16 protein-coding genes are annotated in these 15,338 nt (G+C 54.7%); 12 read left to right on the top strand and 4 right to left on the bottom strand.

What is annotated here, in order from left to right:
- Window positions 1-160: 160 nt before the first annotated feature.
- Window positions 161-1,417: a group II intron reverse transcriptase/maturase gene (ltrA, locus tag VN12_RS05935; protein ID WP_205855087.1), complete on the bottom strand. Its 1,257-nt coding sequence runs from the start codon at window positions 1,415-1,417 to the stop codon at window positions 161-163.
- A 1,039-nt stretch (window positions 1,418-2,456) separates the two neighbouring features.
- Here ltrA and VN12_RS05940 point away from each other — a divergent pair.
- The 12 genes from VN12_RS05940 to VN12_RS05995 all read left to right on the top strand — a co-directional run bounded on the left by VN12_RS05940 (window position 2,457) and on the right by VN12_RS05995 (window position 12,960).
- Window positions 2,457-2,657, top strand: a complete 201-nt coding sequence (locus tag VN12_RS05940) for a hypothetical protein (RefSeq protein ID WP_146675963.1) — start codon at window positions 2,457-2,459, stop codon at window positions 2,655-2,657.
- Between the two features lies 1 nt (window position 2,658).
- Window positions 2,659-4,155: a phage portal protein gene (locus VN12_RS05945; RefSeq protein ID WP_146675964.1), complete on the top strand. Its 1,497-nt coding sequence runs from the start codon at window positions 2,659-2,661 to the stop codon at window positions 4,153-4,155.
- A gap of 1 nt (window position 4,156) precedes the next feature.
- On the top strand, window positions 4,157-5,518 hold the full coding sequence (locus VN12_RS05950) for a S49 family peptidase (RefSeq protein ID WP_146675965.1): 1,362 nt from the start codon (window positions 4,157-4,159) through the stop codon (window positions 5,516-5,518).
- Window positions 5,519-5,580: 62 nt separating this feature from the next.
- Entirely contained in the window at window positions 5,581-6,525 is a 945-nt protein-coding gene (locus VN12_RS05955) for a major capsid protein (protein WP_146675966.1), read from the top strand.
- A gap of 36 nt (window positions 6,526-6,561) precedes the next feature.
- Window positions 6,562-6,936 carry a hypothetical protein gene (locus VN12_RS05960; protein ID WP_146675967.1) on the top strand — a complete coding sequence of 125 codons (375 nt, stop codon included), beginning with the start codon at window positions 6,562-6,564 and terminating at the stop codon, window positions 6,934-6,936.
- Entirely contained in the window at window positions 6,936-7,388 is a 453-nt protein-coding gene (locus tag VN12_RS05965) for a hypothetical protein (protein WP_146675968.1), read from the top strand. Before VN12_RS05960 ends, VN12_RS05965 begins: the two co-directional genes overlap by 1 nt.
- 17 nt (window positions 7,389-7,405) lie before the next feature.
- Window positions 7,406-7,906: a hypothetical protein gene (locus tag VN12_RS05970; protein ID WP_146675969.1), complete on the top strand. Its 501-nt coding sequence runs from the start codon at window positions 7,406-7,408 to the stop codon at window positions 7,904-7,906.
- A 49-nt stretch (window positions 7,907-7,955) separates the two neighbouring features.
- Entirely contained in the window at window positions 7,956-8,318 is a 363-nt protein-coding gene (locus VN12_RS05975; RefSeq protein WP_146675970.1) for a hypothetical protein, read from the top strand.
- Window positions 8,319-8,320: 2 nt separating this feature from the next.
- Window positions 8,321-10,453, top strand: a complete 2,133-nt coding sequence (locus VN12_RS05980) for a hypothetical protein (protein ID WP_146675971.1) — start codon at window positions 8,321-8,323, stop codon at window positions 10,451-10,453.
- 856 nt (window positions 10,454-11,309) lie between these two features.
- Window positions 11,310-11,606: a hypothetical protein gene (locus VN12_RS05985; protein ID WP_146675972.1), complete on the top strand. Its 297-nt coding sequence runs from the start codon at window positions 11,310-11,312 to the stop codon at window positions 11,604-11,606.
- Window positions 11,606-12,013, top strand: a complete 408-nt coding sequence (locus VN12_RS05990) for a hypothetical protein (RefSeq protein ID WP_146675973.1) — start codon at window positions 11,606-11,608, stop codon at window positions 12,011-12,013. Before VN12_RS05985 ends, VN12_RS05990 begins: the two co-directional genes overlap by 1 nt.
- 23 nt (window positions 12,014-12,036) lie before the next feature.
- Window positions 12,037-12,960: a hypothetical protein gene (locus VN12_RS05995; RefSeq protein WP_146675974.1), complete on the top strand. Its 924-nt coding sequence runs from the start codon at window positions 12,037-12,039 to the stop codon at window positions 12,958-12,960.
- 17 nt (window positions 12,961-12,977) lie between these two features.
- Here VN12_RS05995 and VN12_RS26780 read toward each other — a convergent pair whose 3' ends face one another.
- Genes VN12_RS26780 through VN12_RS06010 form a run of 3 tightly spaced genes read right to left on the bottom strand, consistent with a single transcriptional unit; the run spans window position 12,978 to window position 15,338 of the window.
- On the bottom strand, window positions 12,978-13,412 hold the full coding sequence (locus VN12_RS26780) for an ERV1/ALR-related protein (protein WP_146675975.1): 435 nt from the start codon (window positions 13,410-13,412) through the stop codon (window positions 12,978-12,980).
- The gene (locus VN12_RS06005; protein WP_146675976.1) at window positions 13,385-14,587 is read right to left on the bottom strand and encodes a hypothetical protein; all 1,203 of its coding nucleotides are present in this window, start codon (window positions 14,585-14,587) and stop codon (window positions 13,385-13,387) included. Before VN12_RS06005 ends, VN12_RS26780 begins: the two co-directional genes overlap by 28 nt.
- A gap of 16 nt (window positions 14,588-14,603) precedes the next feature.
- Entirely contained in the window at window positions 14,604-15,338 is a 735-nt protein-coding gene (locus tag VN12_RS06010; RefSeq protein ID WP_146675977.1) for a hypothetical protein, read from the bottom strand.

Below are 15,338 nucleotides of genomic sequence, written 5' to 3' on the forward strand. Positions count from 1 at the left end.
GGAAATGCGATTTTCGGGCGAAATGAGAGCGCTCTCTGTTTGGCGGCCAGCGGGACGAGAAACCCGAAAACCCCCAGAAAACAATCGGGTAGGAGGCGGGATTACTCCCGCCGTCCTCCCACACCACCGTACGTACGGTTCCGTATACGGCGGTTCAGGTCTAACGACGATTCAGCTCAGTGCCTTTCTGGACGAGGCTTATCAGCCCAAGTTGCGTGAGGTGGCGAGTAGGCAGGGCCTGATTCATGTGGCTAGCGCCAGCATTCCACCAGGGGCCATGACCATTGCCAGCACAGACCCACGCTCGCACGCGGTCAATGCCAAGGCGAGTCAGTTCGCGGGCTCGTTTGGGCGGACGCTTCCATTGGCGCCAGTAGATGGCGCGTAACTTCCTGCGTAACCAGCTATCAAGTTCCTCGAACGTTTTCTTCACTTCACTCTTCCGGTAGTACGACACCCAACCGATCAGGACCGGCTGCAACTGAGCAAGCACCGTACGCACATTGCGACCTCGTGCCTTGCGGAGTTCCTCGCGTAGGCGACCCTTGAAGCGTTTGACCGATTCAGGAGACACCTTAAACTTCGGTTGGTGATGGTGCGTGAACGTATAGCCCAGGAACTTGCGGTTCCAGGGGCGGTCCACGGCACTCTTGGCTCGATTCACTGTCAGTCGCAGTTTCTCGCTCAGGAAGCGTTCGACACCATTAAGCACTCGCTCACCGGCGCGGTGACTGCGAACGTAAATGTTACAGTCATCAGCGTAGCGAACGAATTTGTGGCCTCGGCGTTCCAGCTCCTTGTCCAGCTCATCGAGCAGGACGTTGGACAGAAGCGGTGATAAGGGACCGCCTTGCGGCGTTCCCTCGCTGCGTGGACTCACGATGCCGCCTTCCATGATGCCAGCTTGCAGATACAAGCGGATCAGTTTCAGGATGCGTTTGTCTTGGATCTGACGTGCAAGGCGACTCATCAGGATGTCGTGATTGACGCGATCGAAGAACTTTTCCAAGTCCATGTCGACAACCCAGCGATGCCCTGAAGCAATGTGTTCCTTGGCACGATCCAACGCCTGATGCGTACTCCGGCCTGGGCGAAACCCAAAGCTAGAATCCGAAAACATTGGATCGTAGAGCCTCGTGAGCACTTGCAGTAAAGCTTGCTGGATCAAGCGATCTAGCACTGTCGGTATGCCCAGCATGCGCATCCCTTTGCCACCGGGTTTAGGTATTTCTACCTTTCGCACAGGGCTCGGACGATACGTTCCGCTGAACAGTTCTTCCCGGTGGCGTTCCCAATGCTCTCGGCAGTAGCCTGGCAGTTCATCGACGGTCACCCCATCAACGCCTGCGGCTCCTTTATTACCGACAACACGGCTCAACGCCTGCAACATATTGCTGCGGCTTAGCACCTCCTCCATCGTGACGGTGACTGAATGTTCAGTGTTCTCATTGCATGCCGGAAGTGTTTGACGCGCGTACGAATTACCCTCAGCGGTTCCGCCGCATACTCTTGTTCGCCGCTCAGGCTTCTCAGCCGTCATCTCTGCGTCTACCTCACATCACGAATACTTTGCACCAAACGGTTAAACTTGTTCGGCCCTTCGTCAGCTAAAGCCTCCGACTACTATGGCCTCTGCTGACTTCTACGGTGACATCGTAACCTCTTGCGAGGCAACTAGCTTTGCAGCATCCCCGTAGATCTCTCAGGGTAAGACGCGTAACTTTCCTCTCGTATATTCGCCGCATATACGCCGACTCGGTCCGAATGACATTGGGCTTTGAATCTTCGTGCCTTCTCGCCCACCGGGTCGTCGCCTCGTATACGGTTCGTGTACCTCGAACCGAGAGTTTGCCTGCTGCTTCCTTCAGATTCAGAGTTGCCCCTGACACCCTTGCAGTCGACTAGGAGTTCCTGTCATCAAGGCCTCCATCGGGACTTGCACCCGACAAGTTACTTCCTGGTTCACTTTCGCTTGCCAGTTGCGAGCGTCAGTCAATGACGCTCCGCGTCATGCCTGACGCACACGAAAAAAGCCGAGGGATTTAATCCTCGGCTTCTCTGTTAAATCGAACCCTCGGAAATTCCGAGGATTTGAAAGGCTCCCCCGGGTGGGCTCGAACCACCGACACGCGGATTAACAGTCCGCCTTGGGAGCTCTACTTGTTGAGTCGAGTTGAGTTGGTGAATCGTATCGGATTTCAATGAAATCGCAACCTCGCGGAGTGCTCGGGTATCGATCGAGCGAATACTATCCCGCAGCAGCCAGCGGACCATGGGACCAGGCCTGTCCGCATGCCGGCGTGGGTCCCATTTCGGCCGGCCACGCCGGCGACCCCTACGGGAACAACCGCCTATTATGACACACTTGCTTGCTCGCAGGCTCGCGGCGAGTTTGTAGCGACGAATTCGGTACTCCGGATGGGTGGTTGACTAGGTAAATCGCTAGTCTTCCGCCCATGGCTACCAAGCAACAACTCCAGCAGCGACTCGACGACATCGACGCGATTCTCGCGTCAGGTTCGACCTCCCTCCAGGTCGACGGTGTGACAGTTTCCTTCGACCACGCCGCGCTGAAAAACGAGCGAGCCAGGATCGAGGGGGAGCTTGGAAAAAAAACGCGGAAGCCAGTCGCCTACCGAGTGAATCTAGGGGGCTGACATGACATTCGATCCCACGTTTCAGTTCTCTGTTGGAGCAACGGAATACTCGAGCGCGACCGCACCAGGATCTTCCTCCGGATACGACGCTCTCGAACCGAAGGGCCGAAGAAAAGCGCCGCCGGCAACAGTCGTTCGCGAAGACGCCATCGTAAAGGGCGGAAAGCGAACGAGGCTGCAGGCGAATGCAAACGACATCGCTCGCAACTTCTCCATTGCGGCTTGGGCTGTCCGTCGACATCTCGATTACGTCTCGCGTTTTACATTCCACGCCCGGTGTAAAGATCGCGGATTGAATCGAGATGTCGAGCAGCTCATCAAGAACCAGTCGCAGGCGAAGAAATGCGATCGCGGTGGACGCATGAATCGGGAACGAATGTTCCGTATGGCGGAAGCCAGGCGAGTGCTCGACGGAGACGTCGGATTCATCCTCCTGAACGACCGTCGGATGCAGACCATCGAGTCGGATTTGATTCGACAACCCGAGAAGCTGCTCGGTCCACACGAATGGGTTGATGGCATCGAGGCCGATTATGCCGGCGAACCCAAGCAATACTCTATCTGGGGACGAAGCCGGGGAGGCGTCGGGTATCAATGGCGTCGAAATGTACCGGCCAAAAACTTCATTCACTACGGATTCTTTGAACGATGTGCGAGCGACCAGTATCGTGGGATTTCCCCAATAGTTTCGAGTCTCAATAACTATCGCGATGTCTACGAGAAGATTGATTACGCGTTGGTGAAGTCGAAGCTCCAGCAACTCTTCGCGCTCGCGTTGATGCGAGACAAAGATGCAACTTCCCTTGATGGTGCGATGCCGGGAGCAAATGGATCGACGGATGACGAAGATGACGACGACAGCAACAACGAGGCACAGCCTCGGACCATCGATTTGACCCACGGTCCAACCGTGCTCGATCTCGACGACGGTGAAAAAGTCGAAGTGATTGAGAGCAAGAATCCATCGAATGAGTTTCAGAACTTCACGCGACTCGTGATCATGATCGCGTTGAAAGCCCTGGACATCCCGTATTCATTCTTCGACGAGTCCCACACGAACTACAGCGGATCTCGTACGGGATGGCTTCACTACGAGCGATCGACCCTCGCAAATCGCGATGACCAAGTCGAGATGCGAACCCGATGGACCGATTTTCAGCTCCAAGGTGCGGTGCTGAATGGTGAGCTCGTGTTGCCATCCCGTATGAGCGTTGAAGACGTCATTTATGAATGGGTCCCACTCGGGATGCCATGGTGGAAGCCGTCCGAAGAAATCGTAGGGGACCTGAAAGCGATTGCTAGTGGTCTCGATTCCCCAATCAACATCACCAAGAGTCGTGGCACGGGTGACATCTTCGACAACATCGACGACTTATGCGAAGTGATCGCCTACGCGAACAAGAAGGGTGAAGAGGTTCTTGGTCACGCCCTCCGCCTGAACTTCGATCCCGGTCCATTCCCAGCAGCTGTAACCACGGCCAATCAGGATTCCAAATAACATGGATGTGCAACTTGCCGTACCACGTGAAGCTATTCCCCACTTTGCATGCTGGGTGGGCGCGTGGGCGATGTACGAGCCACACTTCAATGCTTTGTATGAGCAGATGCAACGTACCAATTTTACGGTGCACTTTGCTGACCTCGAAGGGCATCGCAAAGAAGCATTGGAGAGGATTGAGAATTACGAGCCCAACGTTGTGGATGGAATCGCCATCGTGTCCATCGAAGGGCCGATGATGAAACATCAGGCGAGCATGAGTGACAACGTTTCGACTGTCATCACGCGACGTTCAATCATCTCTCTGGCAAACGATCCGACCGTCCAGGGAATCATGGTGAAGCTCTGCACGCCAGGCGGGACAGTCCAGGGAACACCAGAACTCGGTGAATCAATTCTATTCGCTCGCGAAAAGAAGCCTGTTTGGGCTTATGGTTGCGACCTGCTGGCTTCCGCCGGCTATTGGGTCGGCAGCCAGTGTGAAAGGATCGAAACGAATGCGCTTTGCAAGGTCGGATCCATCGGTACGTTGAACGTTGCATTTGATCTATCGGAAAAGGCGTCAAAGGAAGGGATCAAAGTTCACGTACTCAGTACTGGCCAATTCAAAGGTGCATTTGTACCTGGCGCACCCATCACAGAGGCCCATTTGCTTGAAGCAAAAAGCCAAATCGAAAAGATCAACGGATTCTTCCTCGAAGCCATTCAGTCAGGACGCGGGTTTGATGCAGAAAAGGCAAAGCAGCTTGCCGACGGCCGTGTTTGGATTGGAGCCGATGCAGTTGCGCTCGGCTTATCGGACGGTGTGAGCAAGTTCGATGACTACTTCGGGCGTTTTGTAACCCACTGCAATGCTCAGTCGAACAAGTATCGACGAAGTGACAATCCGCGAATGCAGACGGGGGCTCGATCTTCTACCGTGGGCTCTTCCAATTCATCACGCAATCAACTTTCTGGCAGCCAAGGCGAAAAGATGTCCGAATCCAATCCAAACCCATCCAATGTTGATGCACGAGCCGAACTACAGGCATATACGTCGCGTTTCGGCCTCGAACTTGGTGTCGATTTCTTCCAACGAAACGTGTCACTCGCCGACGCGTCTATCGAGTACTCCACCAAGGTGACAGCACAGCACAAAACGGAGCTCGAGCGAGTCAACAAGGAACACGCCGAAGCGATCGCTGGGTTAAACACTCAACTCGCCGCGGTCGCCAAAGAGCGTGATGAGTTCAGAGCAAAACTGGAAGCGGCCAAGATCTCGTTGGGAGAGCCAACAGCGGTCGATACCGGCAAACCGGCTCCAAACGGCGCCCCTGGCAAGTCATTCGGTTCCCTCATTCGTCCTGCAAGTCCAACCAAATAAGCGGTCAACGACTTCGTTGCCTGTCGCCCATTCTCATTTTCGTCTAGGAATCCAACGCAATCATGGCTGATACCCTCATTACCCTCGCGGATGTTGTCAAGATCAACGATGTATCGGTCCGTGATATGGGTGCAACGGACATCTTCAACGATGCTCCCCTCCTTGCAGCTCTTCATGCGATCACTGCATCAAACGGAACCGTCCACAGTTACCTCAAAGAAGCAACTGCCCCTGTCGTAGGTTTCCGCGCGGCGAACACGGGCTTGGATGTTACCAGTTCGACCGATACCAAAGTCGATCTCGCCCTGCACTACTTGGACGCTCGGGTCACGATGGACAAAATGCTCGCCGATTCCGGCAAGGGTCGCGACTACCATCTTGAACGGCAATCGAAGCGTAACCTACGCCAAGGCCTCTTCGTCGCTGAAAACCAAATCATTAACGGCGGTACGGCTAATGGTACGGCGTTCAATGGTTTCCTGCAGGCTCTAAATGCACTCGCCAACCCTATGGTAGTGAATGCGGCAGGGGCTGCAGCTCGGAGTAGCGTGTACGCGATCCGCTGCACTCCCGACGAAGCGAATGTCTGCGTGATCATGGGGAACGATGGCGAAATCAAGATTGACCCATACTTCGAGTCTCTGCAAACCGATGGGACTGGTAAGGCATTCGTTGGCTACACCGTTCCAATCGCAGGCTGGATTGGCCTCCAGGTCGGTGCGGCAAAGTCAATCGCCCGCCTCGCTAACATTCCGGCTTCTGGTACAGGTTCGGTAACCGATGTGCTTCTCCAAAGCCTGTTCGATTTGTTCCCATCGAGTGCCCCACCCACGCACTTCGTAATGAACCGTCGATCCAGGGGCCAACTCCAGGCCTCGCGTGCGACGGTGAACGTGGGAGGAAACAGCAAGTTGATCACCAAGCACGCCCCCATTCCTACCGACTGGGAAGGAATTCCAATCGTCTGTGTGGAGTCAATTGGTAACGCCGAAACGGCTGTTGCTTAATTCCCTGGAGCAAGCTCGATCGAGGATTGATTCGCGATGACCGTTTTGGGGCGATTGATACCCGCAACCTTTCGCACCTTGCAGAGACTCAACGGCGTCGCTGTTCGCTACCACTACAACGACGAACAATTCATCCCGATCGAGCTTGCAGTCCGGACAAAACCAAAGCCGCAGCGACAAGACATCGTCGATGGGATTGGTTTCGATTCATTGCGATGGGATTGGCTGATTGCCCCTGAGTGTTTAGTTGATGGAAACGGTGCACCGATCGTTCCGACGGTAGGACACCGAATTGAGCGACTTTGCGACAAGCTCATTCACGTAGTCGTTCGCGATCCGCGTGAGAATTGCTGGCGCTGGTCGGATGATAGCCATACTTGGCGACGCGTTTACACCGAGGAGCTTTCCTGATGTCCCATCCGCTTCTCACGCTGCGGGATGCACTCGTTGCCAAGCTCATCGCGATGAACAAGTCAGCTGAAGCAAGGTACGTCGAGTACAAAAGCAAAAGAGAGGTGAAGGATGGAAAGTACTTGGTAGCTATCGCGAGTGAATCAGATAAGCAGTTCCGGAACGTCGACCAACGAGACTACTTCATAGATGTTGCATACCAGAGGAGCCTTCCGGAAGCGACAAAAGAAAAGCCCGACCCTCTTGAGAACAACGCTTTTCTTGACGCGTGCGTGATTGAGGTCGCGACGGTCAAGGCGTTGTTCCAAGAGGGAGGCGAACTGCGAGGAAATGCACTGGCTGATTGCGTTGCCATTGAGATCCTCGACGGACCTTTGTATCTGCCAAATCACCTGACTGAACACAACATTTTCACCTCTTCGTTCCGAGTCCGATTTCGGTTGGAAGGGTAATACCAAAGGATTAAACCATGAGTGCAGGACGCAGACGCGCGGCATACGTCAATACGGGCACCTACTCGACACCTGTATGGGCCGAGATGTCGAGGATTAGTGGAGTGCAACGAGGTCGCTCTCGCGGCACCTCCGACCGAAAATACCGTGGCTCCCCGAACGTAAAGACGGTGACAGGTTACAAAACCAACACCTTCACCTTCAAGTACCACATTAAGGGACCAAAATTCACTACCGATGCGGTTCTTGCGCTGCTGGAAGCTTCTTACGAAGACGAAACGCCAATGGACGTATGCTTCCTGAATCAGAAGATCGTTCAACCGACCGGCACATTCACCCCAGGCGCTAACGCAGTCGGAGTCCGGGGATTCGTAGTCGCTGTGAAAATGGACATCTCGGAGGAGGATGAAGAAGGTGTTACCTACGATGTCGAACTTCGCGAGATTGAACACGAGGAGCCTTCCGGAACAGCTCGCGATATCGCGGCCTATTCGGTAGCGGTGACTGCGCCGGCTTAAACGACAGCGACTACCAGTTGATGCTTCCACCCTTTTTGCAGGTCGATTAATGTGCAAGTCCTCCGAGCCCGCCGGATATATTGGCCACTACCTGGCCCTGATTATGCGGCAGGGCTCGGACTTTGTATTGAGAATCATCCTCACGGAAGAGGACGGTGAGACACCTTTTGATGCGACCGGTTTTACCGCTCGGGCGCATATGTCGAATGGTAAGACTCGAACTGCGATCGCCGCCAATTTTGAACCGGGCGGTGTCTTAGTTCTTTCCAAGCCGGCGAGTGAAACAACATTGTTGAAGGCGGGATCTCTGAGCGACTCACTCGGCTCGTATGAATGGGATTGCGAATTCCTGCATGGGCAAGAAGTCGTTCCAGCGTTCTACGGACCGGTTACCGTTGTGAAGGATATCTGACCGTGAGTTCGTTCAAGTTCGCTGTTCAATCTACTCCAACGTACAACGCGGTGGTCGTGCGTGGCCCCAAGGGCGACAAGGGAGACGAAGGTGCATCGGGCACAAGTGAAATTGGTGCGCAAACTGCCACGGACTTGACCGGTCTCCTGTACGGTAACGGTAGTACGGTTTCGTCGCTCTCTGCAGCGTCCGGTCGCGATTTTCTCGAGGTCCTGTCCCAGTCCGAAACGCAATCAGCGATCACGGCCGCTCTCGCTGCATACACTCCGACGGCGAACCTCGCACCCATCGCTACCTCGGGCAGCGCATCCGATCTCATCACCGGTACGCTCGCTAACGCTCGGCTCTCGCCCCAGGTTGTCCGCAGCGACTTCTCTTACTCGGATCCTGCGTGGATAAGTGCGATCGCAGCATCGAAGCTAACCGGGTTCGTCGATGATGCTCGTTTGTCTGGTAATGTCGCGTTAAAAAACGGGAGCAATGTATTTTCGGCGGGTAATACGTTCCAGGCCTCGCAGGTCTTTGACGCGTCAATCGTTGTCGGTGGGGTGACGGGTCCGAGGATCCGTGCAGTGAGTGGGGTTTTCCGGTTGAACAACAACGCGGATTCAGCGCGGGCTGGTCTCGAAATATCTGATCTTACGGCGACAGGCAACGCGTCGATCACGGGTACATTGCAGATCGGCGGAGCGGGAGCCCATTTGCTCCGTTGGAACTCTGGCGCATCGTCATTAGAAGTACGAGACTCCTCGAATTCCTTCTACAGAAAAATGCGATTCGGAGAGCTCCAAGCGATCGCCGATCTCGGCGGTAGCTTTGCAACCCCCGCGAATGCACGCATCGGATTGCTGACCCAAATTGGGGGATACATTGCTGGGGCAATCTCTGGCAGGACCTATTCCAGTAATGCGATTCACGGGGATGTCATCATCTCGGCATCCGTGAACATGACCACGGGTCAAAACGACTACTCGGGCTTAACCGATGACCTCGCGATTCGCGGCAACACGGGCAACGTGGAAATCAATCGAGGTCTCCTTGGGATTGGAATGGCGGGCCAATCAGCTCGCTCAGTCTCGATCCTTCCCGTAAACACAGGCGATCGAACCGGCGTGCGAGTCTATGACTATGGGGCATTCGCGAGTGCGGTTTCGCAAACGGGATTCGATGTCGCGTACCTCGGAGGAACGCTGTCCGCCCCGGCGACTCCGGTATCAGGGCACTACCGAAACATTCTTAGCTTCAAGACTGGCGGGACCAACGGTTTGGTATCTGGGTCGCCGTCCTTTGCAATCCGCAGCACCATCGGAAGCGTGATTGGCTCGTCGCTTTGCGAAGTAAACACCTCGTTCATGGTGACTCCTACCATCACGGGCGTGACAACTGCCGTCCAAACGATCTTTGGACAGTCAGGCCTAGTTGATTTCCCAATCGGGCAAATCCAACTCGGTACCAATGTTCGCCTTAAGAACAACGCAGGCTCGCTCCAAGCACGCAACAGCGGGGACTCCGCATTCGCGAATCTCGAAGCGGCCGTCATCACCTCGGCGTTCCAAACCCTTGCGGGCGATCCGAGCACGCTTGATATTGCTACTGGCTTAGGGCGTCTCGTTAAGAACACTCTCACAAACGAGATCGCCAAGTTCATCAACGATGCTGGCGTGATTCGAAGGATCACCACGAGCCCGCCCTGGTCGTCGATCCTCAGCAAACCAACAACGCTCGCGGGATACGGGATTACCGATGCTGTCGCTTCGAACGATGCGCGCATCACCAATGGAGCCATAACATTCCTGATCGATGGGGGAGGCTCTGTGATCGCAGTCGGTGAAAAGTCGCTCCTCTTCCGCGTGCCTTACAACTGCACAATCACCGGCTGGGAGCTCGTCGCGAACGCATCCGGATCGATCGTAATAGACGTCTGGAAGGACTCGTACGCGAACTTCCCACCGACGAACGGGGATTCGATCGTCGCGGCCGCAAAGCCCACGCTCGCCTCCCAGGTCAAGGCTCAATCGTCGACGCTGACCGGATGGACCACCGCATTGAACGCTGGGGACTACATCAAGCTCGAAGTCGAATCAGCATCGACCGTAAATGTCGCGGTACTCACTCTCACGGTGACGAGGACATAGCATGGCAGTGGTGACTCGATGGTTTTCAACGACATCGGCAGGGGCAGGCGATGGGACATCGTGGGCTGATCGTGCTCAATTGGTGAGTGGTGCTACGTGGTCGAGTGTAATCACCGGCTTTAATTTCTCTTTAGGTGATTCGCTTGAGTGCAGAATTGGGCCAGGAACTTATGCGTACACAGCAACGTTGACCAACGCTTCATTTACAACCCCCCCTACAAGATCTAACCGAATATACATTATTGGATCAGATTCGTGGGGAATGCCGATTCAACCCAGCGGTTGGATTTCGCCAGTACCAATCTACCCGTCAACTAACTACCCGTTATTCACGTCTAGCTCCGGAGTGGGGTTGTTCGGGGTAACCTGGCTGGAAGTAGCTTTCATCAAAGCAATAGTATCGTCTAACGGAAGCATCATCGGTGCCCCAGTAGTTATGTTTTGTGATTTAGAAAACACGGCTAGCCACGCGTCTGCAAGATGCTTCTCCATAACCCGTCTTGGTATGCACTTTGTAAATAACAAACTTAAATGCTCTGGTTCAATCTACGACAGAATCATAGACATTCAGGATTCAGGGTACGCCAACATTATAAATTGCCGACTAGAAGGAAACGCGTCTGCTTCATCCGGCGGAAGGCATGGACTGACCGCCAATTCATGGCAACCGGCAAATAACTATAAAAACCTAACTATCGTGAACAATCCGGGTACAGCGATTCACATAAACGCAGGCAGTCCAAGTTGGTATGGAGAAGGTCTAACGAATTCCATTTTGAGCAACAACGGAAGAGGTTATTACGTTGATCCAAACGCAAGTATAGCTGGAAGTATTCCAATTACTTTATCTGGGAACATGATAACTGGCAACGCGACTTATGGCGTTGAGCTAGGAACCAACAACGACGAAGTATGGCTCCTCAATAATCGATTTCGCAACAACGGAACTGCTGACTACAACTCACTGCTAAACGTCCCATTCACTAGCAACTACACCGCAGCCGGGACCGATGCCGATGAGTTCGTCGATGCTCTCAATGGTGACTACCGAATCAAGCTAGGCTCCGCGTACTGGGGCAAAGGCATCGGTGCAGGCGACGAGCCCTCCAGCGGTTCTTTCATTCTTCCTTCTAACTCCGCATGGGTAGCGTAATGTTTGCATCACCGACGATTCCTACGAATCCCGAGTCTTTGCTGATCGCGAAAGAGTTGCTCGATTCCAGCAATTCGACACTCGCTAACCTCGCCAAGTTCAGACGGGAGCAGTTCCAACGGTTCTGGTACCAATCGCGCCAACAGCTTCGGACGCGACAGGATGTTAACGAGATTCTCTCTCAAATGGACGCGGCATCGCCCGGTCAATCTGCTCGGTTTTTTGCAAGTGCGAAGGCACTAGTGGACCTCATCGAAGCCATTTCGGGCGAACCGATGGAGCCTGAAGAATGGATGCCTCCTTATGAATACACGATTGATCCGGAGACTTATTCACTCCGAATGACGATCCCGCCTGAACCCGAGTCCGAGCCTGAGCCCGAGCCTGAAGCTGAACCCAACGAGTAAACGCTATACCTACCGAGGAAACCATGTCAGAAGTTCGTTCCGCATTGCCTTACATTTCGCACCTTCGCGTGACCAAGCGCCCCACGATCAAGTGGGAGCCTATCGGCTACGACGCTCAAAACGGTGAGGATCTTTACCGCCAGGGGGTCGATCTCCCCGGCATCGAGTGCGAAGTGACGCCCTACATGGGAAGCGTGAAGGGGCCAGCCGCAACGTATCGATTCCCCCTGAAGGCCTTCTTCGAGGCGAACTTGGCCAAGCTGCAAGCCAAGCCGCAGAAGAACGACCAGGACAACGCTGCGATTGCCAACTTGCAAGCTACGATCGCCAATCCGGAGACGATTTGGGCCGAGTCGATTCTGCTCGCCGGAGGCCTCCCAACGCTCACCGCATTGTGGCAAGACGTGTTTAGCGACGCGCTCGACGAGTTCACGGAGTGGAGCGAACCCGAAGTAGCGGCCGGTGGAATCCCACTCTACGTGCGCGAGATGCAATGGGACGCTCGCATCCCCTACGAGTCTGCCAAGTCGATCACCCTTAAAGTGGGCCTGTTCGATACCGAACAGGAGGAAGGCGCTCCTGCGTTGTACACGCTCAGTTTCGAGGACGCCGCGACGCGGGCCCAACGCGAGGCCTACAACGCGCAGCTCGTTCAACGCATCACGCAGCTGACGGCCGCGATCGCGGGACTTCCTGAAGGTCCAAGCGAGACGCGAACGCAAATGGAACAGGAGCTCGCTGGATACCAAGCCGAAAAGGCCCAACGCGACGCAGTCGAGAACGGACTCATGAGCGATCTACTATCCAACGCGTCCGTGCAGCAATCGCTCCCGACGTTGCTGGTGGCGATCCTCGGTGCATTGAAAGCCGTCTACTGGCCCGACCTCGACATGTCGCTCGTGCAGACCAGGTTGGCCGAGACGCTGGGGGAATTGGCAGTCGCGTAAGTGCGGCTCGTTCATCCTCACTTGCACCGATACCTTCTCCAAAATCGGCCGCAGCTCCACACGCTGCGGCCGATTCGTTTTGATACAGAATTGTGTGCACGATGCGACCACCAAAAGAACTCGATTCGAGAATGAAACCTCGGTGGATCCAGTTCCTTAAATCCGGCCCAATGCCGTCGGCAGGCGCCGCACGGAATCGATATCGATTCCCACATCCGATACCACGCTTCGATATCGGCCCATGTCTGCAGTCGAAACGCGACTCGATGAAGTGGCACCCACCCAACGTCAAAAACGTGATCCTGCAGGAGCGGAGCCGGAACCGCGATCGATGGTTGAGTGGGCGCGGAGTCCAATTGCGATGGGTACAAACTGGCGAATTCACTCGGAGTGATTTCCCCACGCAACAACCGCAGCACCGGGTTTACAACCGAGAAAACTGGATCGTCCATGTGCCGAGGTCCAATGGTGCAATGACTGGATCCGGAGAGCTACCGTCCATGGTTTCTTCTACAAATCGGTAGCTAGTTTGGCAATGTCGATACGCTCGATTGAAGCCGGATCCACCGGGCGGTGTAGGAGTAATCGGTGTGCAGTCGCTATAGGGCGATGCTCCTAATGTGTCTGTGAGGAAAGCAGGGCATGTGCTGGTAACGGTCGTGTCTGAAGAAGACCAACTGACAGGGGATGTAATCGTAGGAGCAGCATCGGACCCATAGCTCGGAATGGAACACTTTGTCCCGCATGAGTCAGTGAATGCTGAGATCGGAAGAACATCGCTGGGGAGAAAATCGAAGTCTTTACAGAAGGACTTCGCGAATGCGTAAGTGGTACCAAAGCCGGGTGTGAGCGTGTCCTCGGAAATCCACGGCATCATACCGGCATTTGCATTCACTCCACTAAACCACGGGCCTATCCCAAAACAGGCAGTGCCGTATTCGGTTGGGTCACATGGCGTGGGAACATTGAAACTGGCCGATTCCCATCCCGTCAATCCGTTCACTGTCTCGAAGTGGCACCCTGTATTGGGGCGACCATCGTTTGTCTTGTTGAGAATTCGAGTCTCGACGAAGTGGGTGCCGTAGATGGTGAATGCAATACGCACCTTGCAAATGCCACCTACGATGATTGGGTGCACGGTAACGCGGTACTGATTTAGCGTGAAATGATAGAACCAGGCCAACGCCTTCGAAATGGTGATGAATGTCGTGTAGGTCCATTTATCGACGGGAGTGTAAGCACCTCCTGTAATTCGATCCTGCTGGGAAACGTTCCAAGTCTCCAAACGACGGTTGCGGTAATGCTTCCAGTAGCCCCATTGGTAATAGGGTCCATACCCAGCCAAAGCTGGGAGACTGAATTGTGCAGCTCCGCAACATGTCTTGGTATTCCCCATGGTCCCGGACACGGTCCACTGCGATCGCAAGGAGTTGGTGATCGCAATCGAAACTTGCCCCCATCGGGGTACTCGGCACTTTCCAGCATGGCCACCGCATGGAACGCATCCGCCGGTACCGACGAGCTCCGCGTCGCACCACAAACATTGATGGGGAACTTCCAACGGAGCATAGCTACCTGGTGGAGTTTCCCCGATCGGTCCCCCGATTGGTTCTAATGTTTCAGTCATCCTTTTCCTTTCCGCGTTACTCGATGCACCATGGAACCGTGATGACGAATCGATTACCCAACCACATTGCGATTCCTTGGTCTCCGATCAGCTGCAGTGCGGCGCATCCGTATGAATCGACAACGAACGCATTGGGCCCGAGCGACAGTTGTGCGTTTGTCGCGGCGGGTGGCACCTGGCGGTTCTGCGTCAGCGTGTAGGTTAGGAAGTTGCTGACACAGTTGAGATCGCACAAAGCGAATCCGTTTCCGAGATCCGCAATCTTCCGCGCGAACCCAAACCCGGAGCTCACGGCCGCAGAGTCTTGGTAGCTGGCCGTTTTAACTCGAGGGAGAACAAACCCGGCTCCTGAGTCACACTTAATCTCGACCGTTCCGGATACCGCAACGTCGCCAAATGCGTTGGCCTCGATTGCATCTCCCACCACAACTCCAACGTTGAAGAGTGAGCTCGCTAGTTCGTTTGCTTCGGTGATATTGATGGGTAGGTAACATGGATGCACATTCAACCATCCGTTGCGACTATTCCCCCATCCCGTTCCCTCGCCCGTATAAGTCCCCAGAATCACGGGACTACCTGGCTGCAAGGTGTAGGTGCAGTTGTTCTTGGCAACGACCGATACAAAACGGTGGGAAGTTCGACCGCTGATCGCCCGTGCACCCGCTTGTTCACCCTGGATCGCCAGAAGGCGATTGAACGCCCTGGCGGAGACATCGTTGATCCTCGAACCCTTCTTAAGCCGAGATTGCAT

It is taken from the genome of Pirellula sp. SH-Sr6A, from assembly GCF_001610875.1.
In the GTDB taxonomy this organism is placed as follows: domain Bacteria; phylum Planctomycetota; class Planctomycetia; order Pirellulales; family Pirellulaceae; genus JBKCUI01.

Bases quoted from the DNA above. Each gene is read 5' to 3' on its own strand.
- VN12_RS26780 (WP_146675975.1), bottom strand. From the start codon at position 13,412: ATGGACGATCCAGTTTTCTCGGTTGTAAACCCGGTGCTGCGGTTGTTG.
- VN12_RS05970 (WP_146675969.1), top strand. From the start codon at position 7,406: ATGAGTGCAGGACGCAGACGCGCGGCATACGTCAATACGGGCACCTAC.
- VN12_RS05990 (WP_146675973.1), top strand. From the start codon at position 11,606: ATGTTTGCATCACCGACGATTCCTACGAATCCCGAGTCTTTGCTGATC.
- VN12_RS05975 (WP_146675970.1), top strand. From the start codon at position 7,956: ATGTGCAAGTCCTCCGAGCCCGCCGGATATATTGGCCACTACCTGGCC.
- ltrA (WP_205855087.1), bottom strand. From the start codon at position 1,417: ATGGAGGAGGTGCTAAGCCGCAGCAATATGTTGCAGGCGTTGAGCCGT.
- VN12_RS05960 (WP_146675967.1), top strand. From the start codon at position 6,562: ATGACCGTTTTGGGGCGATTGATACCCGCAACCTTTCGCACCTTGCAG.
- VN12_RS05940 (WP_146675963.1), top strand. From the start codon at position 2,457: ATGGCTACCAAGCAACAACTCCAGCAGCGACTCGACGACATCGACGCG.
- VN12_RS05985 (WP_146675972.1), top strand. From the start codon at position 11,310: ATGATAACTGGCAACGCGACTTATGGCGTTGAGCTAGGAACCAACAAC.
- VN12_RS06010 (WP_146675977.1), bottom strand. From the start codon at position 15,338: ATGCAATCTCGGCTTAAGAAGGGTTCGAGGATCAACGATGTCTCCGCC.
- VN12_RS05945 (WP_146675964.1), top strand. From the start codon at position 2,659: ATGACATTCGATCCCACGTTTCAGTTCTCTGTTGGAGCAACGGAATAC.
- VN12_RS06005 (WP_146675976.1), bottom strand. From the start codon at position 14,587: ATGACTGAAACATTAGAACCAATCGGGGGACCGATCGGGGAAACTCCA.
- VN12_RS05950 (WP_146675965.1), top strand. From the start codon at position 4,157: ATGGATGTGCAACTTGCCGTACCACGTGAAGCTATTCCCCACTTTGCA.
- VN12_RS05965 (WP_146675968.1), top strand. From the start codon at position 6,936: ATGTCCCATCCGCTTCTCACGCTGCGGGATGCACTCGTTGCCAAGCTC.
- VN12_RS05995 (WP_146675974.1), top strand. From the start codon at position 12,037: ATGTCAGAAGTTCGTTCCGCATTGCCTTACATTTCGCACCTTCGCGTG.
- VN12_RS05955 (WP_146675966.1), top strand. From the start codon at position 5,581: ATGGCTGATACCCTCATTACCCTCGCGGATGTTGTCAAGATCAACGAT.